We start from the raw sequence: 17874 nt of genomic DNA, 5'->3' as shown, positions 1-17874 counted from the left end.
CTTATAAATTATAATCCCATTGTTTCAAAGCAAAATCCCAATTCTCTTCTACCAAACGAATCGTACGGTCATCATATTTATACTTATTCTTCTTATATCCCTTCTTTCCGCCCACATATTTTTCTATATCAGTACGTGCTTCGGTAAATCCAGGGATAGAAAGAGACTGATAAATATTCTCCGTCATTCCCATCGCATCCGCTTCGAAATCTTCAAATTTCACTTCCATCAAGTTACCTTCCGGAATAAATTTCTTATCCGATTCATACTTATGATAAAGTTTTGCATAGATAGAAAGGACATTTTCCTCTAATTGTTCATTGCTGACATCCTGTAATTTCAACGGCTGAATCGTATTGGTAAAGAAACTGCGTGTAGATTCGAACACGGTATACGGGTTACGCATCAGGTAGATAAACTTAGCATTCGGGAACATCTTCACCAGTTCCTTCACCCTTCCGGTATGCGGAGGATTCTTGCTAAGGAATTGAGTTCCCTGGGTATTCCACAAAGAAATCTTAATCAACTTCGTGAATACCTCTTCAAACACCTTCAATTCGGCATCCGTTATATCATCAAACAAAAGATACTTATCGGCATACTCCTGCTGATATTTCGGCAAGAACCAGAAATTATAATATGTATAAGGCATCATGTTCGACAAAGCAAACTCCTCTTCCTGGGGAAGATCCACTGCCAGTTCCATATTATCCGTCGGACGCTTATCCGGCATCAGCAACTCATATTCTTTTTGAAGAAAGGCTGTCCCCACATCATCAGATGAGGAAATACAGTCTGATAAGTAGTGTTATACCCAAAATGCTTGTCACAAGAGAACACATTATGTACAAATGTAGTTCCACTTCGCCAGTGTCCCAAAATGAACACCGGATCATGCTCCAACGTCTGATTAGCCAGCAACTTCTCGTAACGCCTGTCTTGTAATGACGCCAGTGGAGAAAGCAATCGGCACACAGCCTTCGTCAATCGGTATTTACCTTTGTAGGCTGCATCAATTTCACGACCGGCGGTGATAGCCTTGAATGTCTTCCAGTCGGCACCTACCAATGTATTAATCGGAAGTTTATTAAATTCGAGTAATCCCACTTTATTAATTCGAAATTAAAAATTAAAAATTAAAGACGACAGGATACTGTCATTTTCAGTTTTCAATTTATTATTAAACAATCTATTTTATTAGTCGCACTGCAAGACCCTGACGTTCCAGTTCCTTCACAACTTTCTCTACCGCTTCATAATGTTCCGGAGCAATTCCCAGTTTTGTCATATCCAATACCGGAATATCTTCCGTGTCACTCATATCTTTCATTTCCACGCGGTCAATAATCATACCTACTGCCGAAGTATTATTAGTGATCGGGTCAATCAGGATAAATGAGCCACAAGATTTATTCTTCTTATAAGGATCAAAGAACAATTCCTTAGCCGTAGTCAGCACCACACGGGCAATCTGATTCAACTGCAAAGGCAACGTCTCTTTAGTCAGCTGACCATTCTCCAGAGACAGATGCTCCATCGTATTCACGTCCACCTTATACTTTATCGTATCAATACGCGTACGACTCAAATTGGTAGTCTGCTTAATAAAGAACGACTTATTTACATCCATCGGTTCTTCATCCATCCAGACCATCATAGCATCAAAGTTACGATCCACCGTTGGCAGATTGTCAGGATGCACCAACATTTCGCCGCGCGACACATCGATCTCATCCTCCAATGTCAAGGTCACAGACTGCGGTGGGAAAGCATAATCCAATTCCCCGTCATAAGTCACGATACTCTTCACCTTAGATGTTTTTCCGGAAGGAAGCGCCATCACCGTATCCCCTTTGCGAACGATACCGGATGCAACTTTACCACAGAATCCTCTGAAATCCAGATTCGGACGAAGCACATACTGAACCGGGAAACGGAAATCCGTAAAATTATGGTCATTATCAATATGAACCGTTTCAAGGAAATCGAGCAAAGAAATCCCCTTGTACCACGGAGTACGTTCAGACTTATCCACCACATTATCCCCATCCAATGCAGAAAGTGGAATACAGTTGACGTCAGGAATACCTAATGGAGCAACAAACTTCTTATAGTCAGCCACAATCTCGTTAAAACGCTCTTCCGAGAAACCCACCAGGTCCATCTTGTTGACAGCCAACACCACATGCTTGATTCCTAGCAAAGACACCAGGAAAGTATGGCGACGAGTCTGGGTAATCACTCCGGTACGAGCATCCACCAAGATAATAGCCAAGTTAGCCGTAGATCCCCCGGTAATCATATTACGGGTATACTGTTCGTGTCCCGGAGTATCCGCGATGATAAACTTACGACCATTCGTTGAGAAATAGCGATAAGCCACGTCAATCGTAATACCCTGTTCACGTTCAGCCTTCAATCCATCGAGCAATAACGCATAGTCAATATGCTCGCCCGCATTCCCCACACGTTTACTATCACGCTCCAGTGCATCCAACTGATCCTCATACAGTTTCTTACTGTCAAACAACAAGCGTCCGATCAACGTTGATTTTCCATCATCTACCGAACCCGCAGTCAACAGTCTCAACAAGTCTTTCTGTTCATCCTTGTCCAGAAAAGCTTTTATATCTAATTTATTATCTGCCATAACTAGTTACAATTAAAAGTATCCCTCACGCTTCTTTTGTTCCATACTACCCTCCTGGTCAAAGTCAATCACACGGGTAGTACGTTCACTCTTCGTCGTAGTCATCATTTCCTCCACAATCTCTTCAATCGTAGCAGCTCCACTTTCCACTGCCCCTGTCAGAGGCCAGCAGCCCAACGTACGAAAACGAACCATCTTCATTTCAATCTGGTCACGGTACTTTTCAGGCAAACGGTCATCATCCGCCATAATAATATTGCCATCCAAATTAATTACCGGACGCTCCTTAGCATAATATAACGGAACGATCGGAATATTCTCCAAGCGAATATACTGCCAAATATCCAATTCAGTCCAGTTGCTAATCGGGAATACACGAATACTTTCCCCCTTATGCACGCGGGCATTATAAATATCCCACAATTCAGGACGCTGATTCTTCGGGTCCCATTGGTGAAACTTATCCCGGAAAGAGAAAATACGTTCCTTCGCACGTGACTTCTCCTCGTCACGACGGGCACCACCAAATGCAGCATCAAACTTATACTTATCCAACGCATGAAGCAAAGCCTGCGTCTTCATCAAGTCCGTATGCACCTTGCTTCCATGCGTAAAAGGTCCTACCCCTGCATGAAAAGCCTCCATATTACTTTCAACAATCAGATTCCATCCGTACTTCTTCGCATATTCATCACGAAACTGAATCATCTCCTTGAACTTCCATTTCGAATCGATATGCATCAACGGGAATGGCACTTTACCCGGATAAAACGCTTTTTCAGCCAAGCGTACCATCACCGAGGAATCCTTTCCGATACTGTAAAGCATCACCGGATTCTCAAATTCCGCCGCCACCTCGCGGATGATATGAATAGACTCGGCTTCGAGCTCCTTCAAGTGGCTTAATTTATATTCTTCCATATTTATTTCATTTTATACACTTCACTTTTGGCAAAACAAGCTCCAACAAACGGTTCACCGACTCCTCCAAAGTCAATTTGGAAGTATCCAGTGACAAAGCCGGATGTTCGGGAACCTCGAAAGGTGCGGAAATTCCTGTAAAATTCTGAATTTCCCCTTTCCGTGCCTTCGCATACAATCCTTTCACATCACGTTTCTCACATTCCTCCAGCGGAGTACTAACGAAAACCTCCAGAAAATCATCCTTACCAATAATGTTTGCAGCCATTTCGCGAATATCATTATTAGGGCTGATAAATGCAGCAATCGTAATGATACCACTATCCAGAAACAACTTCGACACTTCCGCTATGCGACGGATATTTTCCACCCGGTCCGTTTCGGAGAATCCCAGGTTATTATTAATTCCACTACGGATATTATCCCCATCCAGGATACGGCAAAGCAATCCACGCTTATGAAGTTCACGTTCCAATGCGATGGCAATCGTGCTCTTTCCGGAACCACTCAATCCGGTAAACCAGATCATCACACTGTGTTGCCCCAAAAGCTCTTCTTTGTCCTGCCGCGTCATCATGCGGTCAAATATCGGATATATATGGTTCTTTTCTTCCATTTACAATTTTATTTAAAAGTTCCAGATCAACGGGATCAGAATAACAGAGATTAAGAAAGTGATAATATTAAGCGGCAACCCGATACGTACAAAATCCGTAAACTTATAGTTACCGATACCTTGCACAATCAAATTTGTCTGATAACCAATCGGTGTCGAGAAGCTGGCAGATGCAGCCATACAGATTACCACAAAGAAAGGCGTAGGGCTCACTCCTAATTGGGCAGAGATTGACAGTGCCAAAGGAAACGCCAAAGCCGCTGCCGCATTATTAGTAATCAATTCCGTAAACAAGTTCGTGATAATAAATACCATTGCAAGCAACACATGCGGGCCGTAATCATCACTCAATCCGATAATAAACTTCGCAACGCTATCCGCCACGCCGGAGTTCACCATCGCCTTACTGATAGCAAAGGCACAGGCAATCGTAATCAGAATATCCCACGAAATATATTTAGTATATTTACGGGCAGGGAACAGATTCGTCCATGCCATAATAATAGTAGTAATAGACACAAAGAAAAACATATCCAACTTGATATCCGGAAACATCTCCTTCGTTACCGGAAGCTCCCCTACCGTTGCACCCACAATCATCAGCACCAGCAACAACAAAGCAAACCAACGCTTCTTCTTCCCGGTAGTATCCGGCTCATTCCCATTCGTCAACAAGACAAACACAGAAGATTCCCCCCATGTCGGAATAAACGTATCATCCGCCATCACCACCAATGTATCCCCTTCGTGAAGTACCACTTCCTCCAGATTCGACACAAAACGTTGTCCGTTACGTGTTTTAATCTCTTTTACCTCCGCACCGTAATGACGCTGGAAATTAAAATCCTTCAGTTTTTTATTGATACCGGGAAAACGGGCACCCAAAACAGCCTCTACCCGATGCAACTTCTCCCCTTCTTCTACTTCTTCATCCGGCACAGCCGTATCCGGACGTGCATCCGGCAAAAGACGTTTGGAGAAAAGAAATATATAAATGATTCCGGCAATAGCTATAAAAATACCCACCTTTCCGAGCTCGAACATAGAAAAGCCTTCAAATCCGGCCTCCAATATCATACCGTGCACCACCAGATTGGTAGAAGTACCGATCAAGGTACAGATACCTCCTAAAATAGTCACATAAGAAAGAGGAATCAGAAACTTCGTAGCCGGAAGATTCACCGACTTAGCCCAATGCTTGATAATCGGGGCAAAAATAACCACAACAGGCGTATTATTCAGAAAGGCAGAAATAAATGCCACCGAAGGTAATATACGCAACTGTGCCTTAAATACTGTCGTCTTTCCTTGCGGAAGCAACTTCTTAATCACTTGTCCCAATGTGCCCGACTGACGAATACCCTCACTCACCAGAAACAGCAGAGCAACGGTAATCATCCCTTTATTACTAAACCCTTCCAACATCTCCTTAGGAGTCAGAATGCCGGCACACAGAAACAAAACCACTACCGAAAAAAGTATCATGCCCGGACGCATCTTATCTGCTATCAAAGCCGCTACCATTCCTAATAGGGATAATAGTACAAATACAATTTCAAATGTCATATAAACATTATTTAGTGTTCTCTTTTTGGCTCAACGATAAACCACGGATTCAATAAATCCTCCTTATTATATCGTAGAGGTTCTTCCTTTCCAGCCTGATATACTTCCATCCCTGCAGCACGGGCTATCGCATGCCCGGCAGCCGTATCCCACTCCATCGTCGGAGCGAAACGCGGATATACATCAGCCTTACCTTCAGCAACCAGACAGATTTTAATTGAACTTCCGCTCGAAATCAACTCCACACTGCCGTGTTTCTTCTTCAAATCTGCAATATATGATTCCGTTTCAGGCGACAGGTGCGAACGGGAAGCAACCACGATCAGATGATCGTGCACCTCTTTCAAAGGTATCTGTTCCGACTTCCCAATCAGTTGTTCCAATGCCACGCCGTCATCTTCCAAACTGACAATACCGGAACATTTATAAGCCCCTACACCTTCGATCCCGAAATAAAGTTCTTTTTTAACAGGCACATAAATAACACCGAATACAGGTACAGAGTTCTGCACCAAAGCGATATTTACCGTAAATTCTCCATTGCGCTTAATAAACTCCTTCGTTCCATCCAGCGGATCTACAATCCATAAAGTATCCCATCCTCGACGGATCTCATACCCTAAATGCTTCCCTTCTTCACTAAGAACAGGAAAAGGAGTATCGTTCAGAATAGCCACAATCGCTTCATGCGCTTTTCTGTCTGCTATAGTTAGCGGAGAGTTGTCAGCTTTCCTCTCTATTTCAAAGTCCGATGCCGGATCATTATAAATAGAAAGAATCTTTCCACCTGCTTTTAGAGCCGCGTCGATAGCAGCCATTACATATTTTTGTTCCATTCAATCTCTAAATTAATGCCCTATTCACATTCAGGCAAAACATCCTCCAAATTAAGAGTTGACAAAAGTAAAAACTTTCTTTGCTATAAAAGTTTCCCCACTATGATTTATAACTTCTTTTAGTAGAAAGATAAAAATATCTAAACGAAAAAGCCACTCATTTTCAATAAAAAAGCAGTAACTTCCCAGTTACCGCCTTCTTATTCGGAAAAAAACGTTCGTTCTTTCCAATATATATTACCAAAAAGAAATCAATATACACGATACAGCAACCAAGCACCCTGGAAATCCGAACGGTTCGGGTATTTAGCCTTGAATGCATCGCGAGCTTCAGCAGCAGCAGTCTTGTCAGCAAAAGAGTTCACAATCACACGATACATTGCCTTATCAGCATTAAATGCAATCGTAGAGTGATATCCCTGTCCGTCCAACCAATCTTTCAGGCCTTCAGCATTCGCTTTCACACCAAAGCTACCTGCTACAACGCTATAATCTTTCAATCCTTCGTTACCGGAAACCACTGTAACCTTTTCCTGACGAACGCCGGATGTATCTGCCACTTTAGTAGTTGTCACAGGAGCTGCAACCACCGGAGTAACCTCTACCGGAGCTTCCACCTGCGGTTCTGCCAATTCTTGCTGTTTTGCTTTTTCGTAAGCTTTCTTATAGGCACTTTCGCTGGATTTACAAGATGCAAATGCTAGCACCAAGCATACTCCCATTCCTAATACGACTAATTTTTTCATAATCCTATACTCTGTTTTAATTAATAATTCAATATTCTCGTCTATTATATTTAGTTTCGGGCAACAAAATAATAGAAATTTTATCATCCGGCAAAGAAATCCGTCAAAAAAACGTCTATTCCGGCTTCTTCTTATACGAAATAGTGCCTGTTGCCTGATAAGTAGGCATCAAAAGTACCTCCGCAATCTGAATATGTGCAGGAGCCGACGCGGCAAAATAAACCGTTTCTGCAATGTCATCTCCCGTCAACGGACGAATCCCTTTATAAAAATTATCGGCAGCTTCCTTATCTCCCCGATAACGCACCACTGTAAAGTTTGTCTCCACCATTCCCGGTTTGACATTCGTCACTCTCAATGGAGTATCCACCAGATCAATCCGGAGTCCGTCCGAAAGAGCCTTCACGGCAGCTTTCGTTGCGCAATACACACTTCCGCCCGGATAAGCGGCATCCCCCGCAATAGATCCTATATTAATAATATGTCCGCGTCCGCGTTCCACCATACCGGGCACCACCAAACGCGTCATAGCCAACAGTCCCCTTATATTCGTATCGATCATGATATCCCATTCATCCAGGCTACCCTCGAATTCCTTATCCACACCGATCACCAGTCCGGCGTTGTTCACCAACACATCAATCGCCTTCCATTCTTCGGGTAATGATTCCAAAGAGGCGGCAGCCAATTTCCGGTCGCGCACATCAAAAGGCAATATATAAACCTGGACACCATACGCCCCTTCCAGTTCAGCTTTCAGTTCTTCCAGTTTCGATACGGTACGGGCATTCAGAATCAGATTCCATCCCTCCCTCGCAAATTTACGGGCACAACCCTCACCAATTCCGCTACTGGCGCCAGTTATAAAAACAATCTTAGCTTCCATTATGTTTTGATTTACAATATTCGAAAACAAAAGTACGCCTTAACCTTCAAAGGTTAGCTACGAAAGTCAGTTAAATAAGATTAAACCATAAAAGAAAAAAAGAATTATAAAACGTAGCAAAAAATTTCAGTTTTCACGAACAACCTTTCCATAAAAATGTTATATTTGTTGTATCATAATCATTTTAAACATTATACATTATGAAAGGATTGAATGTTTTAGCAGCTTTTCTGGGTGGTGCAGCCGTAGGTGCAGCCCTTGGTATTTTATTTGCTCCTGAAAAGGGAGAAGATACCCGTCATAAAATCGCAGAGATTCTTCGTAAAAAAGGAATCAAGCTGAATCGCAGTGAAATGGAAACTCTCGTTGACGAGATCGCTGCCGAGATGAAGGGAGAAATAGCAGAATAAGTGAGTAACCAAAGACTAAAAACAGAGCGACCATGTTTGCAGACGATAAAAGTATTGAGAATTTTCAGCAGTTGTTTTTCGAGTTCAAGAAATATCTGGAGCTTCAAAAAGAATATACCAAATTAGAATTGACGGAGAAGTTAACCATACTTTTTTCCACGTTAATTATGATATTAGTACTTATTATCCTTGGCATGGTTGCCCTGTTTTATCTGCTTTTTGCTCTTGCTTATATATTGGAGCCTTTAGTGGGCGGTCTGATGTCGAGTTTCGCCATCATAGCAGGCATCAATGTTGTTCTCATCGCCCTGGTTATTATTTTCCGCAAGCAGCTCATCATTTCTCCGATGGTGAACTTCCTCGCTAATTTATTTTTAACTGATTCAAATAAATAAATTATGAATGCGCAGACCCCGCAGAAATTTACATTAGAAGAGATTGCCGAACGTAAAAAGAAGCTTTTAAATGAGATCCATGCCCAAAAAAAGCCATGACAGCTACTACACGCGAAATATTTGCCCCACTTGCTCCGGCAACCAACAAGGCGGATGCACTCATGCGTTCGTTCAATACCGGTATGGCTATATTCGATGGTGTGGTGATGGGAATCAAGATTATGCGGAAGATACGGACGTATTTTAGAAATTTGAGATAAAATAAGGGACTTCACTGTACCCTACTTAAAAGTCAACAAATCCTCCATTTTAGAAATAAACATTACAGTTTTATCAATAAGAGGAAGAATTTCTTCTTCTGTTGCGTCATACATATCATCATAATCACCCGATTGACGCATTTCAAACAACCGAGAAAACAAACGTCCATATTCTTTTTCCAATAATCCCTTGGTTACAAATTGAGCACCAATCAGATGGATAACTCCACTATGAGAACGTGCTGTTATTCCTTTATCCAACAACAGAGCAGAAGCCATATGAAAAGCAGCATAGTAAAGTCTATTTCCAGCTAAACTCCAAAAGCCCAATTTGATGACTTCCTTCGCTTCATTCAAACTTTCGTGAGACTTTTGTCTACGATAATTTACAATTGCTATTTTTTCCTCAGCACTTAACATAAGTCAATCCCCTCCCGTTCCACATTTTTATAAAATGGTGAAAAACTTCTTTCCATCCAGTCTTTAAAAGTATAAAGAATGGGGTGAATTTGTACATCAATATTCCATCCAAGTTCAAAAAAAGGATAAGAAATATAATCATGATCATCTAATTCTACTTTATCTTTATTCAGTAAAATAAGAATATCCCAATCCGAATCCTCCCTAGCATCTCCACGAGCCTGTGATCCGAATAAAATAACTTTAGCGCCAGATGGTATTGTCTTAGCTATTGTTTCTTTGATCAATCGTAATATCTCTTCTTTTTGCATATTGAATACAATAAATAGTATCTTTACTACAAAGATAGCAAGTAAATCCGAAAATATATAATCAAATCTGATTATTTTTAATCAATAAGCATGCTATTAAAAACAATATATCAACGATCTTCACAGACAGTTGATATATTTAGAATACATATCAGCATTTTGCTAATATGAGGGGGACAGATCAGGAATATACCGCTGTATTTTTCCCAACCTGCAAAATGTAGGGGATTCATGTGTGTAGCATGAAATTAGGGACCTACATGTATCGTTATATTATAAGCTAATAATCTTCAGGAGCTATTTTTAGAAAATAGCTAGTTGCTCTGCACAAATCAACAACCAATCTCATTTAATTACCATTATCCTTTCAATAATGCCAACACAAACTGTGGTACTTTCCATGCCATCTTCTCTAATTTAGTCAGAGTAGGCCATAGACCGTGAGAGGAGTACACTCTAATGTCTTCTCCCCACATTTTCTTACGCTTAGCACTATCGGTAGAAAGCCCTCCCATGCGCATACGTACAACATACTCTTTCAAATAAGTAACAGAAAGTCCGCCCGTCATCAGATAACGCACCAACAGTTCACTATCCGCAGCAATCTTATAACTTTCGTTATAAAGACCTAGTCTCATCATTACCTCGCGGCGAATATAACAAGTAGGATGTAATGGAAGCCAGCCATGACGTACCTTCCATAAACGATAATCACCGCCAATCCAGTTACGTACTACCTTGTCTGTATTATCAGGATTCACAAAAAGTCCATCACCATACAGAAAATCTGCTCGAGTAGTCTTCATGTGTTCCACAATGCGGCTTATGACCCCATTATCATAGAAGAAATCATCCGAATGTAGTAATCCGATTACATCACCTGTAGCCACACGAATTCCCTTATTAATGGCTTCATACATTCCATGATCAGGCTCCGAGATAATAGTTGAGATACGACCTTCATATTCTCTAATAATCTCTAACGAACCATCCGTACTCGCCCCATCTACAACAATAAACTCTATGTCATTATAGTCCTGTGCCAATACGCTCTCTATGGCATCACGAATCGTCGCCGCACGATTAAAGCACGACGTTATTATAGATACTTTCATAAAATTTTATTATACATCAAAGACCTTACACATATTAAAAGATCATAGGAATTTCTCTTTCAAATATGTCTTTATCATTTCTTCATTCCACCCACATTGCTTCTTCAATTCATACACCTTTGCATCTACCAGCATTCTGTACCAAAAACCTTGTAAGATGTGCCAAATGAAACCTTCTTTTCCATCAAGAAACCCGCCTTTCAAAATATAACGGATAGTAAAGTTGACAAAAGGTCGTATGAAAAGAGGTGACTTAATGTATTTTATTTTTAGCCAACGTTTGCGTTGCTCCTCCATCCCAAAAAGTTTAGGAACTACTTCCTGTGCTTTAGCATCCATAGCATACTCCATCATCAGCATATCAGCCATTTCACGAGTTGCATACCCGTTATGCTTTTCCGTCCACCAAGTCAAATTATTAAGATTGGCATCCACCTGATTACCTTCATTCACAGTAATCGCTTTACCATCAAAGAGGCGGATATGCTCATCCATCCATCGATTTTCACAGTCACCATGTCCCTTACGAAACACCTTTAAGTGATATGATGGATACCATCCTCCATGTAATAACGGACGCCCCATGAAGTCTATACGTTTGCGCACATAAACACCATTTACATCCACATCACACTGCGCCAATGTTCTCTTCATGGAATCACCTAAGTTACCTTCTAAGAACTCGTCAGCATCAATGCGCCAAATCCATTCCGACTGAATATCACATTCATACACCCCATAATTAAACTGCGTGGCATAGTTTTTCCATGGATTCTTATAAACCCGTGCACCCATACTTTCAGCTAGTTCACACGTATTATCCGTACTCAAAGAATCCACTACAATCACTTCATCACACACATCTTGTAATGACTCTATGCAACGCACAATATGTTTTGCCTCATTCTTAGTAAGAATGATGGCAGCAATAGAATTATTCATAAAACTGGATGATTACACTTGGCATACTTTCTCCCATGTTATTCGATCTTCCTTAAAAAGCAAGGAAAACAAATTGGAAGAGCATTTTAGAAAATATGCTATTAGAAATATTACAATATAAGTAAGGAGTATATTCCAAGGAAAAATGTCATTAAACCTATCAGTAAATAGTGCGTATTGCACCATATATACTTCAAGCGTCAAAGTTGAAATAAAATAGACAGGTCTACCCATCCATGATTTATCAAATATACGAGCTACTTTCGCCGCATCACAGAACACAAACAACCAGTAGATAGTAGATAATAGTGGCATTAATGATATCAGTTGAAACCTGCATAACGTAGAATCCAATTTGTAACTTCCCATACATACATAATATAGCCCTACCGAAATTATGGTATATACTCCTGCACGCAGAGGAGTACGTTCTTTCCTTTTACTAATAGCTGTCATAGCCCCTAGCAACATAAAAAGGAAATAATAAACCCTCATAAAAGAAACATCCGCATACATAACAGATTTTGTATAGTCCAACAGCCAAATACTACTCAAGGCTATGACAACAAAGAAAATCGTAAAAACCCACTTTAGATGATTCATAAAAAAAGTCCGTATTATATAAAAGATAACATAATAAACCATGATGCAAGGAACAAACCAATAACGAGGAGGAATAATTAATTCCTCAACATACCAGTTCCAATCAAAAAAGAGACTAGAGAGCAAAGCCCACATAATTATAGTAGGATAAATACGATTTATTCTACGTTTGTACCAATTAGGAAAATTATCAGTTCTTCCTAAAAACAATGTAAAACCGGAACAAAAAAAGAACAAGCCATCACCTATGGCCCCCCCCGTCACTAACCCACCATATTGAGGAAACAACAGCCCCATGTGGGAATAGGTAATCAATAAGGCGGCTAAGAATTTCAAGAGAATAACGCCCCTGTTTTTACCCCCCCCTATTTGGTTATAATAATTTACAATTAAAGTCACTTAATTTTTCTCTTTTTAATAAATTTGGCAGGATTTCCTCCCACCATAGTCCATGGTTCTACATCTTTAATCACTACTGCGCGGGCCGCGCATACAGCCCCTTCCCCTACCGTTGCTCCTTGACCAACGAAAACTTCGGCACACACCCAAGCTCTATCCCCAATCACTATCGGAGCATCTGTTTGATGATGATGCGGGTCGGTAATATCGTGCCCTGCCGTGCAAAGGAAAGCCCGTTGACTAACTGTAGCATTACGTCCAATACGTACCAATACTGTATTGTAGCAATCTACCCCCTCTGCCAAGCAAGCATAATCATCCATTATTAACAGCCACGCTGAAACACGTGGGCGGTGGCATACACCATCGCTGTAGATGCGATCTTTGCGCCAAATGCACGAAGCAACATACGTTTCCATCCCATTGCCATAGAGCGAGGAAACGGACGGGCAAGACAAGTCCAAACCATACTCCATACCAATCTGCGAAATTTATTCCTCTTAGAATATGGAGTTTTAAATTCCATCAAATCCTTTTTCATAAAATTGATTTATACATTTCCACAAATTCCTCTGCCACCTTACGTACCGAATACTTCTCCTCTACCAGTTTACGACCATTACATCCCATCATCTCCAACTCATTTTCAGTAAGCGATAAAAAGTTACGAAGTGCTTGTACGGTTGCCTCTGTACCTACTTTCGTCCACCAGCCACACCGCCGACTTTCTAACTCACTCCATGGTGTGCCCGTTGTTGTTATCACAGGTGTACCACTAGCCAATGCCTCTGCCACCACAATACCAAAATTCTCGCTGTGTGTAGGTAATATAAAAAGATCCGCTTGAAGGAATAGTTCCCATTTACGCTTGCCATATACACCACCTTCAAAGATGACTAGTTTCGATATACCAAGACGTTCTGTTAATTGCTTTAACTCATCAATGTAGCTAGCATCTCCTTCACCAGCAATACGTATCACGTACCCCTCTATCTGTTCCCTCAATTGAGCAACTGCCTCAAGAAGAAAGTTAATCCCCTTCTTCACATGTACACGACTCAAGAAAAGAATCTCCTTATTCCGCTTCCATGATGACTTCATCTCTATATCCTCCACATCAATACCGTTAGCAATGATCTTAATCCTATCGTTATAGCCCAACTTCAGTAAATTCTCCTTCTCGCTCTCTGCAGTAGCGTGCAATACATCCGCCCTCATCACTGCCGCCTTTTGATAAAACCACAATGCCGGTAACTTACGAGTCCAATAATGTCGCTTCATAATCCACGGTTCCAACATTCCATGCGGAGTAAGTACCACTTTATATCCTAGATCCTGCACCCACTTTTGTATGAAAGCACAAGCCGGTATCCAACAGCAATTCACATGCACTACATCAGGTTGTATCTCGTGCAGCAAAAATGTCCATTGACGATTCATTTCTAAAGGATGGCACATGGATGCCACATTGTGCACCTCACAGTTTTCCATTTTCATAGGATTGTTACTGGTATGACTCACCACATGAAGTTCCACAAGTTTTCCTAACTCCTTAGCAAGTAATTGCATATAAGCAGCTGTCCCCCCCGATGCCCGATCTAAGCTGGGAATATAATGAATTATTTTCATGAAAATATAATATTAACTAACAAAACATATTACCTCCCACCGACACAGATTCCATAGACTTTAGGAATCATTCGCTTAAGGCATACACCTACCCCGACCCATATAATTGTAAATATCCAAGGTGATAGTAGATAAGAAATAGCAAAGCTCAAACAATTATGTCCAAACGGAACAACCAACAGTTTTCTAACAATATTCAAGGTAGGTTCATGATATAGATAAATAAAAAACGTATAGTTACAAGCCAATAATAGCCACTTGTGCTCTTTCAATATGAACGAAGAAGAGACAACAAGGTCATAGCACTTCCACAGAGCAACTAATCCACAGGCAGTAGTTAAAATTGTAAAAACACTATTTGATATTACAAAGCTAACTTGACAAGTACAAAGAATGACAAATAAGAATACAATTACCCAAATATCCATTTTAAAATTCAAAGATTTGCCTTCTTTTGATAAACATAAATCACCTAACATAAACCAGCAAATGCTACGCAAAGGAATAAATGATAAAGATAACGCACTAACAAAAAGCAAAATCATCACTCCTGCTAACTTATTAAGAAATAAAGCTTTACGAAGATAGAAAAGCAAAGGACTTATAATTATTATAATAATCAAATCCTGCATAAACCAGAGATGAAATCCCCATGGGCTAGGTGAATATGGGGCCTCAATATATACAGCTTCTACTATATTCGCCCAATTCTTCCAAGTGAATTGTTCTGTAAAACCTCCACCATTCATAAAAATAGCAGCAACAGGTATATTTTCTATAACGATATAAAACAATGGCAAGAACCATGCAGCAATAAGAAAAGGCATTAAGATTGTCCATACTCGTTTATTCATTTTTTTCCATACATCATCTACCCCTTTTACACCAAGAAAAAACAGATAACCCGAGATAGCAAAGAACATAGGAACTGCACACTGCCCCAAACATTGCGATATAGTTACCTGCAGATAATGATTGAACAGCATACCTTGTATTTCATGAGGATAATCATGAAAAGAAGAATGAATATAGAGCACCAAGATAATCGAGAGAAAAGAGATTATCTTAATTTATCACTTTGATATTGTGTCATTATTTGCTTTCAAAAACAGGTAAGACCGACTCACGTGGAAACATATCCAACAATCCACCGTTTGTAATATTGATAACCTTTATCCCACGCTTTTTACAATAATTAGACAATCGATTCAAATCATGGAGATGGCGAGAATGCATCATCAAATCAATCACAAATTGAGTAGTTGTTTTATTTTCCAACTCTTTATCGTTACCATAGAAATGACTATCCGCAGTTTTCACCATCTCATGGCCAATACCCGTAGCATCAAAACCTGTGAAATAAATATGAGAATATTTCTGCTGGATAGCAAATGAAAAACACTCACCAGAAACGCCCAAATTGTAAAATGGCAGCCTCCAAGTTATCCAAATAATATGCGCTCTATAAGGTTCAAACATTTCCTTTTGGCTCCACAATAAAGGCATTAATATTTTTGTATTTGGACTCTTTTTCAATATTTCACCTAACCATGAAACCGGCCATACTCCATTGAGCATTTTCGGATCAACAAAAACATGGTAGGTCGGCTGTAATTCTTCATATAGTGGATGCATAAAACCACGATTTACAAACATAGTACATTTACCTTTCAACATACTCAAATCTTGAGTATTCAAAGAAGGAGCATTCAATATCACATAGATATCTTTGCCCTCACCTTCCAAAGGCAATGCCTGCATTTGTTTTCTTACCTTACTTAAAGCAGGACTCACTTTGCTTTTCAAATTGCGCAACCCTTCAGCAAAGGAAATTATCCAATCATCCTTTATAATCATTAAAGACCAAAAATCCATTCTAATTATCTTTTTACACGTCCAGAACCATCCCCATCCATCAAGTTCTCAACTTCTTGTTTAGTAACTATATTATAATCTCCTTTAATGGTATGCTTTAAACATGAAGCAGCCACAGCAAAATCAAGTGCTTTCTGCTTATTGTCAGTATAAGTTAGCAAACCATAAATCAAAGCACCCATAAAGGAATCACCACCCCCTACTCTATCCACAACATCTGTAATATCGTAAATTTTAGAATGATAGAATGTACCTGCATCACAAAGAATTCCACGCCAAGTATTATGATTTGCATTTATTGCACCGCGAAGTGTTACAGCCATTATTTTACAACGAGTGAACCTGTTCATCATTTGATGACACACTGATTCAAAAGCAGATTGATTCACCTTGCCATTGGTTTTGCCTGCATCAAAATTTTCAGGTTTAATACCAAAAACCTTCTCACAATCCTCTTCGTTGCCAATAATAACATCACATCCTTCAACTAACCGTGTCATAATTTGAGCTGCAGTTTTACCATAATGCCAAAGGTTAGCCCGGTAATTAATATCACAAGATACTGTAATATTCATTTCATTAGCAGCCTGTATAGCTTCCAAACATACTTTAGCCGCATTTTCAGACAAAGCAGGAGTAATACCTGTCCAATGAAACCAACATGCATCTTTAAAAATTTCTTTCCAATCAATAACTCCTAGTTCAATAGTAGCCAAAGAAGAATTTGCTCTATCGTAAAATATGCGTGAAGGACGAGCATTTGATCCAGTTTCTAGATACAGAATTCCGATACGTTCACCACCACGAATCACATGATCTATACCCACACGATGAGAGAGGAGTTCCATAATACATTTATCGGCAATAGGATTATCGGGTAATCTGGTAATATAATCCACTGCTATGCCATAATTCGACAATGAGACCGCCACATTCGCTTCAGCACCCGCATAAGTCATATCCAACTGATGACATTGTGTTAACCTAAGATAATCAGGAGCTCCTAAACGAAGCATAATTTCACCAAAAGTCACTACCTTCTTCATCGATACAGATTTTTATACATTACTTCAGCAATAGTAAAATCATCCTCCCAATCAATATCAAAGGAGTGAATCTCATCCATCACATGTAGCATAGGATTCACACCAATACGATTTTTCTGCTCTATATACACCTCTCGTTTTGCCAGAAACATGGTATGATTAATTTCATATAAAGGTTCCAAATCTTGCGTTCTAGGCCAAGGAATGTTCGTAGTATTATTAATAAGTTTACCCTCACGATTCAATAG

Annotated in this window: 19 protein-coding genes and 3 pseudogenes; 3 read left to right on the top strand and 19 right to left on the bottom strand. The window is 40.1% G+C overall.

Annotated elements, in window-relative coordinates:
• Window position 1: 1 nt before the first annotated feature.
• The 8 genes and pseudogenes from DXA05_RS15630 to DXA05_RS15595 all read right to left on the bottom strand — a co-directional run bounded on the left by DXA05_RS15630 (window position 2) and on the right by DXA05_RS15595 (window position 8221).
• Window positions 2–1107, bottom strand: a pseudogene (locus DXA05_RS15630) (sulfotransferase).
• Window positions 1108–1189: 82 nt separating this feature from the next.
• Window positions 1190–2650, bottom strand: a complete 1461-nt coding sequence (cysN, locus tag DXA05_RS15625; protein ID WP_128859361.1) for a sulfate adenylyltransferase subunit CysN — start codon at window positions 2648–2650, stop codon at window positions 1190–1192.
• Window positions 2651–2662: 12 nt separating this feature from the next.
• Complete coding sequence (gene cysD, locus DXA05_RS15620; RefSeq protein ID WP_004297523.1) at window positions 2663–3571, bottom strand: sulfate adenylyltransferase subunit CysD; 909 nt, start codon at window positions 3569–3571, stop codon at window positions 2663–2665.
• Between the two features lie 7 nt (window positions 3572–3578).
• Entirely contained in the window at window positions 3579–4187 is a 609-nt protein-coding gene (cysC, locus tag DXA05_RS15615; protein WP_004297522.1) for an adenylyl-sulfate kinase, read from the bottom strand.
• A gap of 12 nt (window positions 4188–4199) precedes the next feature.
• Window positions 4200–5753: an SLC13 family permease gene (locus DXA05_RS15610; RefSeq protein ID WP_009039350.1), complete on the bottom strand. Its 1554-nt coding sequence runs from the start codon at window positions 5751–5753 to the stop codon at window positions 4200–4202.
• Window positions 5754–5764: 11 nt separating this feature from the next.
• Entirely contained in the window at window positions 5765–6589 is an 825-nt protein-coding gene (gene cysQ / locus DXA05_RS15605; protein WP_008644080.1) for a 3'(2'),5'-bisphosphate nucleotidase CysQ, read from the bottom strand.
• Between the two features lie 251 nt (window positions 6590–6840).
• Window positions 6841–7335: an SPOR domain-containing protein gene (locus DXA05_RS15600; protein ID WP_004311445.1), complete on the bottom strand. Its 495-nt coding sequence runs from the start codon at window positions 7333–7335 to the stop codon at window positions 6841–6843.
• A gap of 115 nt (window positions 7336–7450) precedes the next feature.
• Window positions 7451–8221, bottom strand: a complete 771-nt coding sequence (locus DXA05_RS15595) for an SDR family oxidoreductase (protein WP_009039349.1) — start codon at window positions 8219–8221, stop codon at window positions 7451–7453.
• Between the two features lie 200 nt (window positions 8222–8421).
• Between DXA05_RS15595 and DXA05_RS15590 the strand changes: the two genes are divergently transcribed.
• From DXA05_RS15590 to DXA05_RS15580, 3 genes and pseudogenes are all read left to right on the top strand, one after another.
• Window positions 8422–8631, top strand: a complete 210-nt coding sequence (locus DXA05_RS15590) for a YtxH domain-containing protein (protein WP_004297513.1) — start codon at window positions 8422–8424, stop codon at window positions 8629–8631.
• Between the two features lie 32 nt (window positions 8632–8663).
• The gene (locus DXA05_RS15585) at window positions 8664–9026 is read left to right on the top strand and encodes a phage holin family protein (RefSeq protein ID WP_004297511.1); all 363 of its coding nucleotides are present in this window, start codon (window positions 8664–8666) and stop codon (window positions 9024–9026) included.
• A gap of 3 nt (window positions 9027–9029) precedes the next feature.
• Window positions 9030–9286, top strand: a pseudogene (locus tag DXA05_RS15580) (hypothetical protein).
• A gap of 21 nt (window positions 9287–9307) precedes the next feature.
• On the opposite strand, the gene DXA05_RS15575 reads toward DXA05_RS15580, so the two are convergent.
• From DXA05_RS15575 to DXA05_RS27765, 11 genes and pseudogenes are all read right to left on the bottom strand, one after another.
• Complete coding sequence (locus tag DXA05_RS15575) at window positions 9308–9706, bottom strand: HEPN domain-containing protein (RefSeq protein ID WP_004297509.1); 399 nt, start codon at window positions 9704–9706, stop codon at window positions 9308–9310.
• Window positions 9700–10017: a nucleotidyltransferase domain-containing protein gene (locus tag DXA05_RS15570; protein ID WP_117515099.1), complete on the bottom strand. Its 318-nt coding sequence runs from the start codon at window positions 10015–10017 to the stop codon at window positions 9700–9702. The genes DXA05_RS15575 and DXA05_RS15570 overlap by 7 nt, the downstream gene beginning before the upstream one ends.
• A 359-nt stretch (window positions 10018–10376) precedes the next feature.
• Entirely contained in the window at window positions 10377–11132 is a 756-nt protein-coding gene (locus DXA05_RS15565) for a glycosyltransferase family 2 protein (RefSeq protein ID WP_004311442.1), read from the bottom strand.
• A 42-nt stretch (window positions 11133–11174) separates the two neighbouring features.
• The gene (locus tag DXA05_RS15560) at window positions 11175–12074 is read right to left on the bottom strand and encodes a glycosyltransferase family 2 protein (RefSeq protein WP_004311441.1); all 900 of its coding nucleotides are present in this window, start codon (window positions 12072–12074) and stop codon (window positions 11175–11177) included.
• Window positions 12075–12086: 12 nt separating this feature from the next.
• Window positions 12087–13076, bottom strand: a complete 990-nt coding sequence (locus DXA05_RS15555; RefSeq protein ID WP_224262793.1) for an acyltransferase — start codon at window positions 13074–13076, stop codon at window positions 12087–12089.
• Window positions 13073–13602, bottom strand: a pseudogene (locus DXA05_RS15550) (putative colanic acid biosynthesis acetyltransferase). Before DXA05_RS15550 ends, DXA05_RS15555 begins: the two are co-directional and overlap by 4 nt.
• 11 nt (window positions 13603–13613) lie before the next feature.
• Window positions 13614–14705, bottom strand: a complete 1092-nt coding sequence (locus DXA05_RS15545) for a glycosyltransferase (RefSeq protein WP_128859360.1) — start codon at window positions 14703–14705, stop codon at window positions 13614–13616.
• Window positions 14706–14734: 29 nt separating this feature from the next.
• Window positions 14735–15748 carry an acyltransferase family protein gene (locus DXA05_RS15540; RefSeq protein WP_347812607.1) on the bottom strand — a complete coding sequence of 338 codons (1014 nt, stop codon included), beginning with the start codon at window positions 15746–15748 and terminating at the stop codon, window positions 14735–14737.
• 49 nt (window positions 15749–15797) lie between these two features.
• Window positions 15798–16580 (bottom strand): hypothetical protein, encoded by a 783-nt coding sequence (locus DXA05_RS15535; protein WP_004309142.1) that lies wholly within the window; start codon window positions 16578–16580, stop codon window positions 15798–15800.
• Window positions 16581–16585: 5 nt separating this feature from the next.
• A complete protein-coding gene (locus DXA05_RS15530) occupies window positions 16586–17626 on the bottom strand; it encodes a sugar kinase (RefSeq protein WP_004309143.1) in 1041 nt (346 codons plus the stop codon).
• On the bottom strand, window positions 17623–17871 hold the full coding sequence (locus DXA05_RS27765) for a hypothetical protein (protein ID WP_284515583.1): 249 nt from the start codon (window positions 17869–17871) through the stop codon (window positions 17623–17625). The genes DXA05_RS15530 and DXA05_RS27765 overlap by 4 nt, the downstream gene beginning before the upstream one ends.
• Window positions 17872–17874: the final 3 nt, after the last annotated feature.

The organism is Bacteroides sp. AM54-2NS (genome assembly GCF_003602935.1).
Classification (GTDB): Bacteria; Bacteroidota; Bacteroidia; order Bacteroidales; family Bacteroidaceae; genus Bacteroides; species Bacteroides xylanisolvens.
The sequence above is the reverse complement of the archived record's forward strand: the minus strand, read 5'-3'. Positions and strand labels throughout refer to the sequence as shown.

What these genes read in the sequence shown, in the direction of transcription:
- cysN (WP_128859361.1), bottom strand. Translation starts at nt 2,650, where the DNA reads ATGGCAGATAATAAATTAGATATAAAAGCTTTTCTGGACAAGGATGAA.
- cysD (WP_004297523.1), bottom strand. Translation starts at nt 3,571, where the DNA reads ATGGAAGAATATAAATTAAGCCACTTGAAGGAGCTCGAAGCCGAGTCT.
- cysC (WP_004297522.1), bottom strand. Translation starts at nt 4,187, where the DNA reads ATGGAAGAAAAGAACCATATATATCCGATATTTGACCGCATGATGACG.
- DXA05_RS15610 (WP_009039350.1), bottom strand. Translation starts at nt 5,753, where the DNA reads ATGACATTTGAAATTGTATTTGTACTATTATCCCTATTAGGAATGGTA.
- cysQ (WP_008644080.1), bottom strand. Translation starts at nt 6,589, where the DNA reads ATGGAACAAAAATATGTAATGGCTGCTATCGACGCGGCTCTAAAAGCA.
- DXA05_RS15600 (WP_004311445.1), bottom strand. Translation starts at nt 7,335, where the DNA reads ATGAAAAAATTAGTCGTATTAGGAATGGGAGTATGCTTGGTGCTAGCA.
- DXA05_RS15595 (WP_009039349.1), bottom strand. Translation starts at nt 8,221, where the DNA reads ATGGAAGCTAAGATTGTTTTTATAACTGGCGCCAGTAGCGGAATTGGT.
- DXA05_RS15590 (WP_004297513.1), top strand. Translation starts at nt 8,422, where the DNA reads ATGAAAGGATTGAATGTTTTAGCAGCTTTTCTGGGTGGTGCAGCCGTA.
- DXA05_RS15585 (WP_004297511.1), top strand. Translation starts at nt 8,664, where the DNA reads ATGTTTGCAGACGATAAAAGTATTGAGAATTTTCAGCAGTTGTTTTTC.
- DXA05_RS15575 (WP_004297509.1), bottom strand. Translation starts at nt 9,706, where the DNA reads ATGTTAAGTGCTGAGGAAAAAATAGCAATTGTAAATTATCGTAGACAA.
- DXA05_RS15570 (WP_117515099.1), bottom strand. Translation starts at nt 10,017, where the DNA reads ATGCAAAAAGAAGAGATATTACGATTGATCAAAGAAACAATAGCTAAG.
- DXA05_RS15565 (WP_004311442.1), bottom strand. Translation starts at nt 11,132, where the DNA reads ATGAAAGTATCTATAATAACGTCGTGCTTTAATCGTGCGGCGACGATT.
- DXA05_RS15560 (WP_004311441.1), bottom strand. Translation starts at nt 12,074, where the DNA reads ATGAATAATTCTATTGCTGCCATCATTCTTACTAAGAATGAGGCAAAA.
- DXA05_RS15545 (WP_128859360.1), bottom strand. Translation starts at nt 14,705, where the DNA reads ATGAAAATAATTCATTATATTCCCAGCTTAGATCGGGCATCGGGGGGG.
- DXA05_RS15535 (WP_004309142.1), bottom strand. Translation starts at nt 16,580, where the DNA reads ATGGATTTTTGGTCTTTAATGATTATAAAGGATGATTGGATAATTTCC.
- DXA05_RS15530 (WP_004309143.1), bottom strand. Translation starts at nt 17,626, where the DNA reads ATGAAGAAGGTAGTGACTTTTGGTGAAATTATGCTTCGTTTAGGAGCT.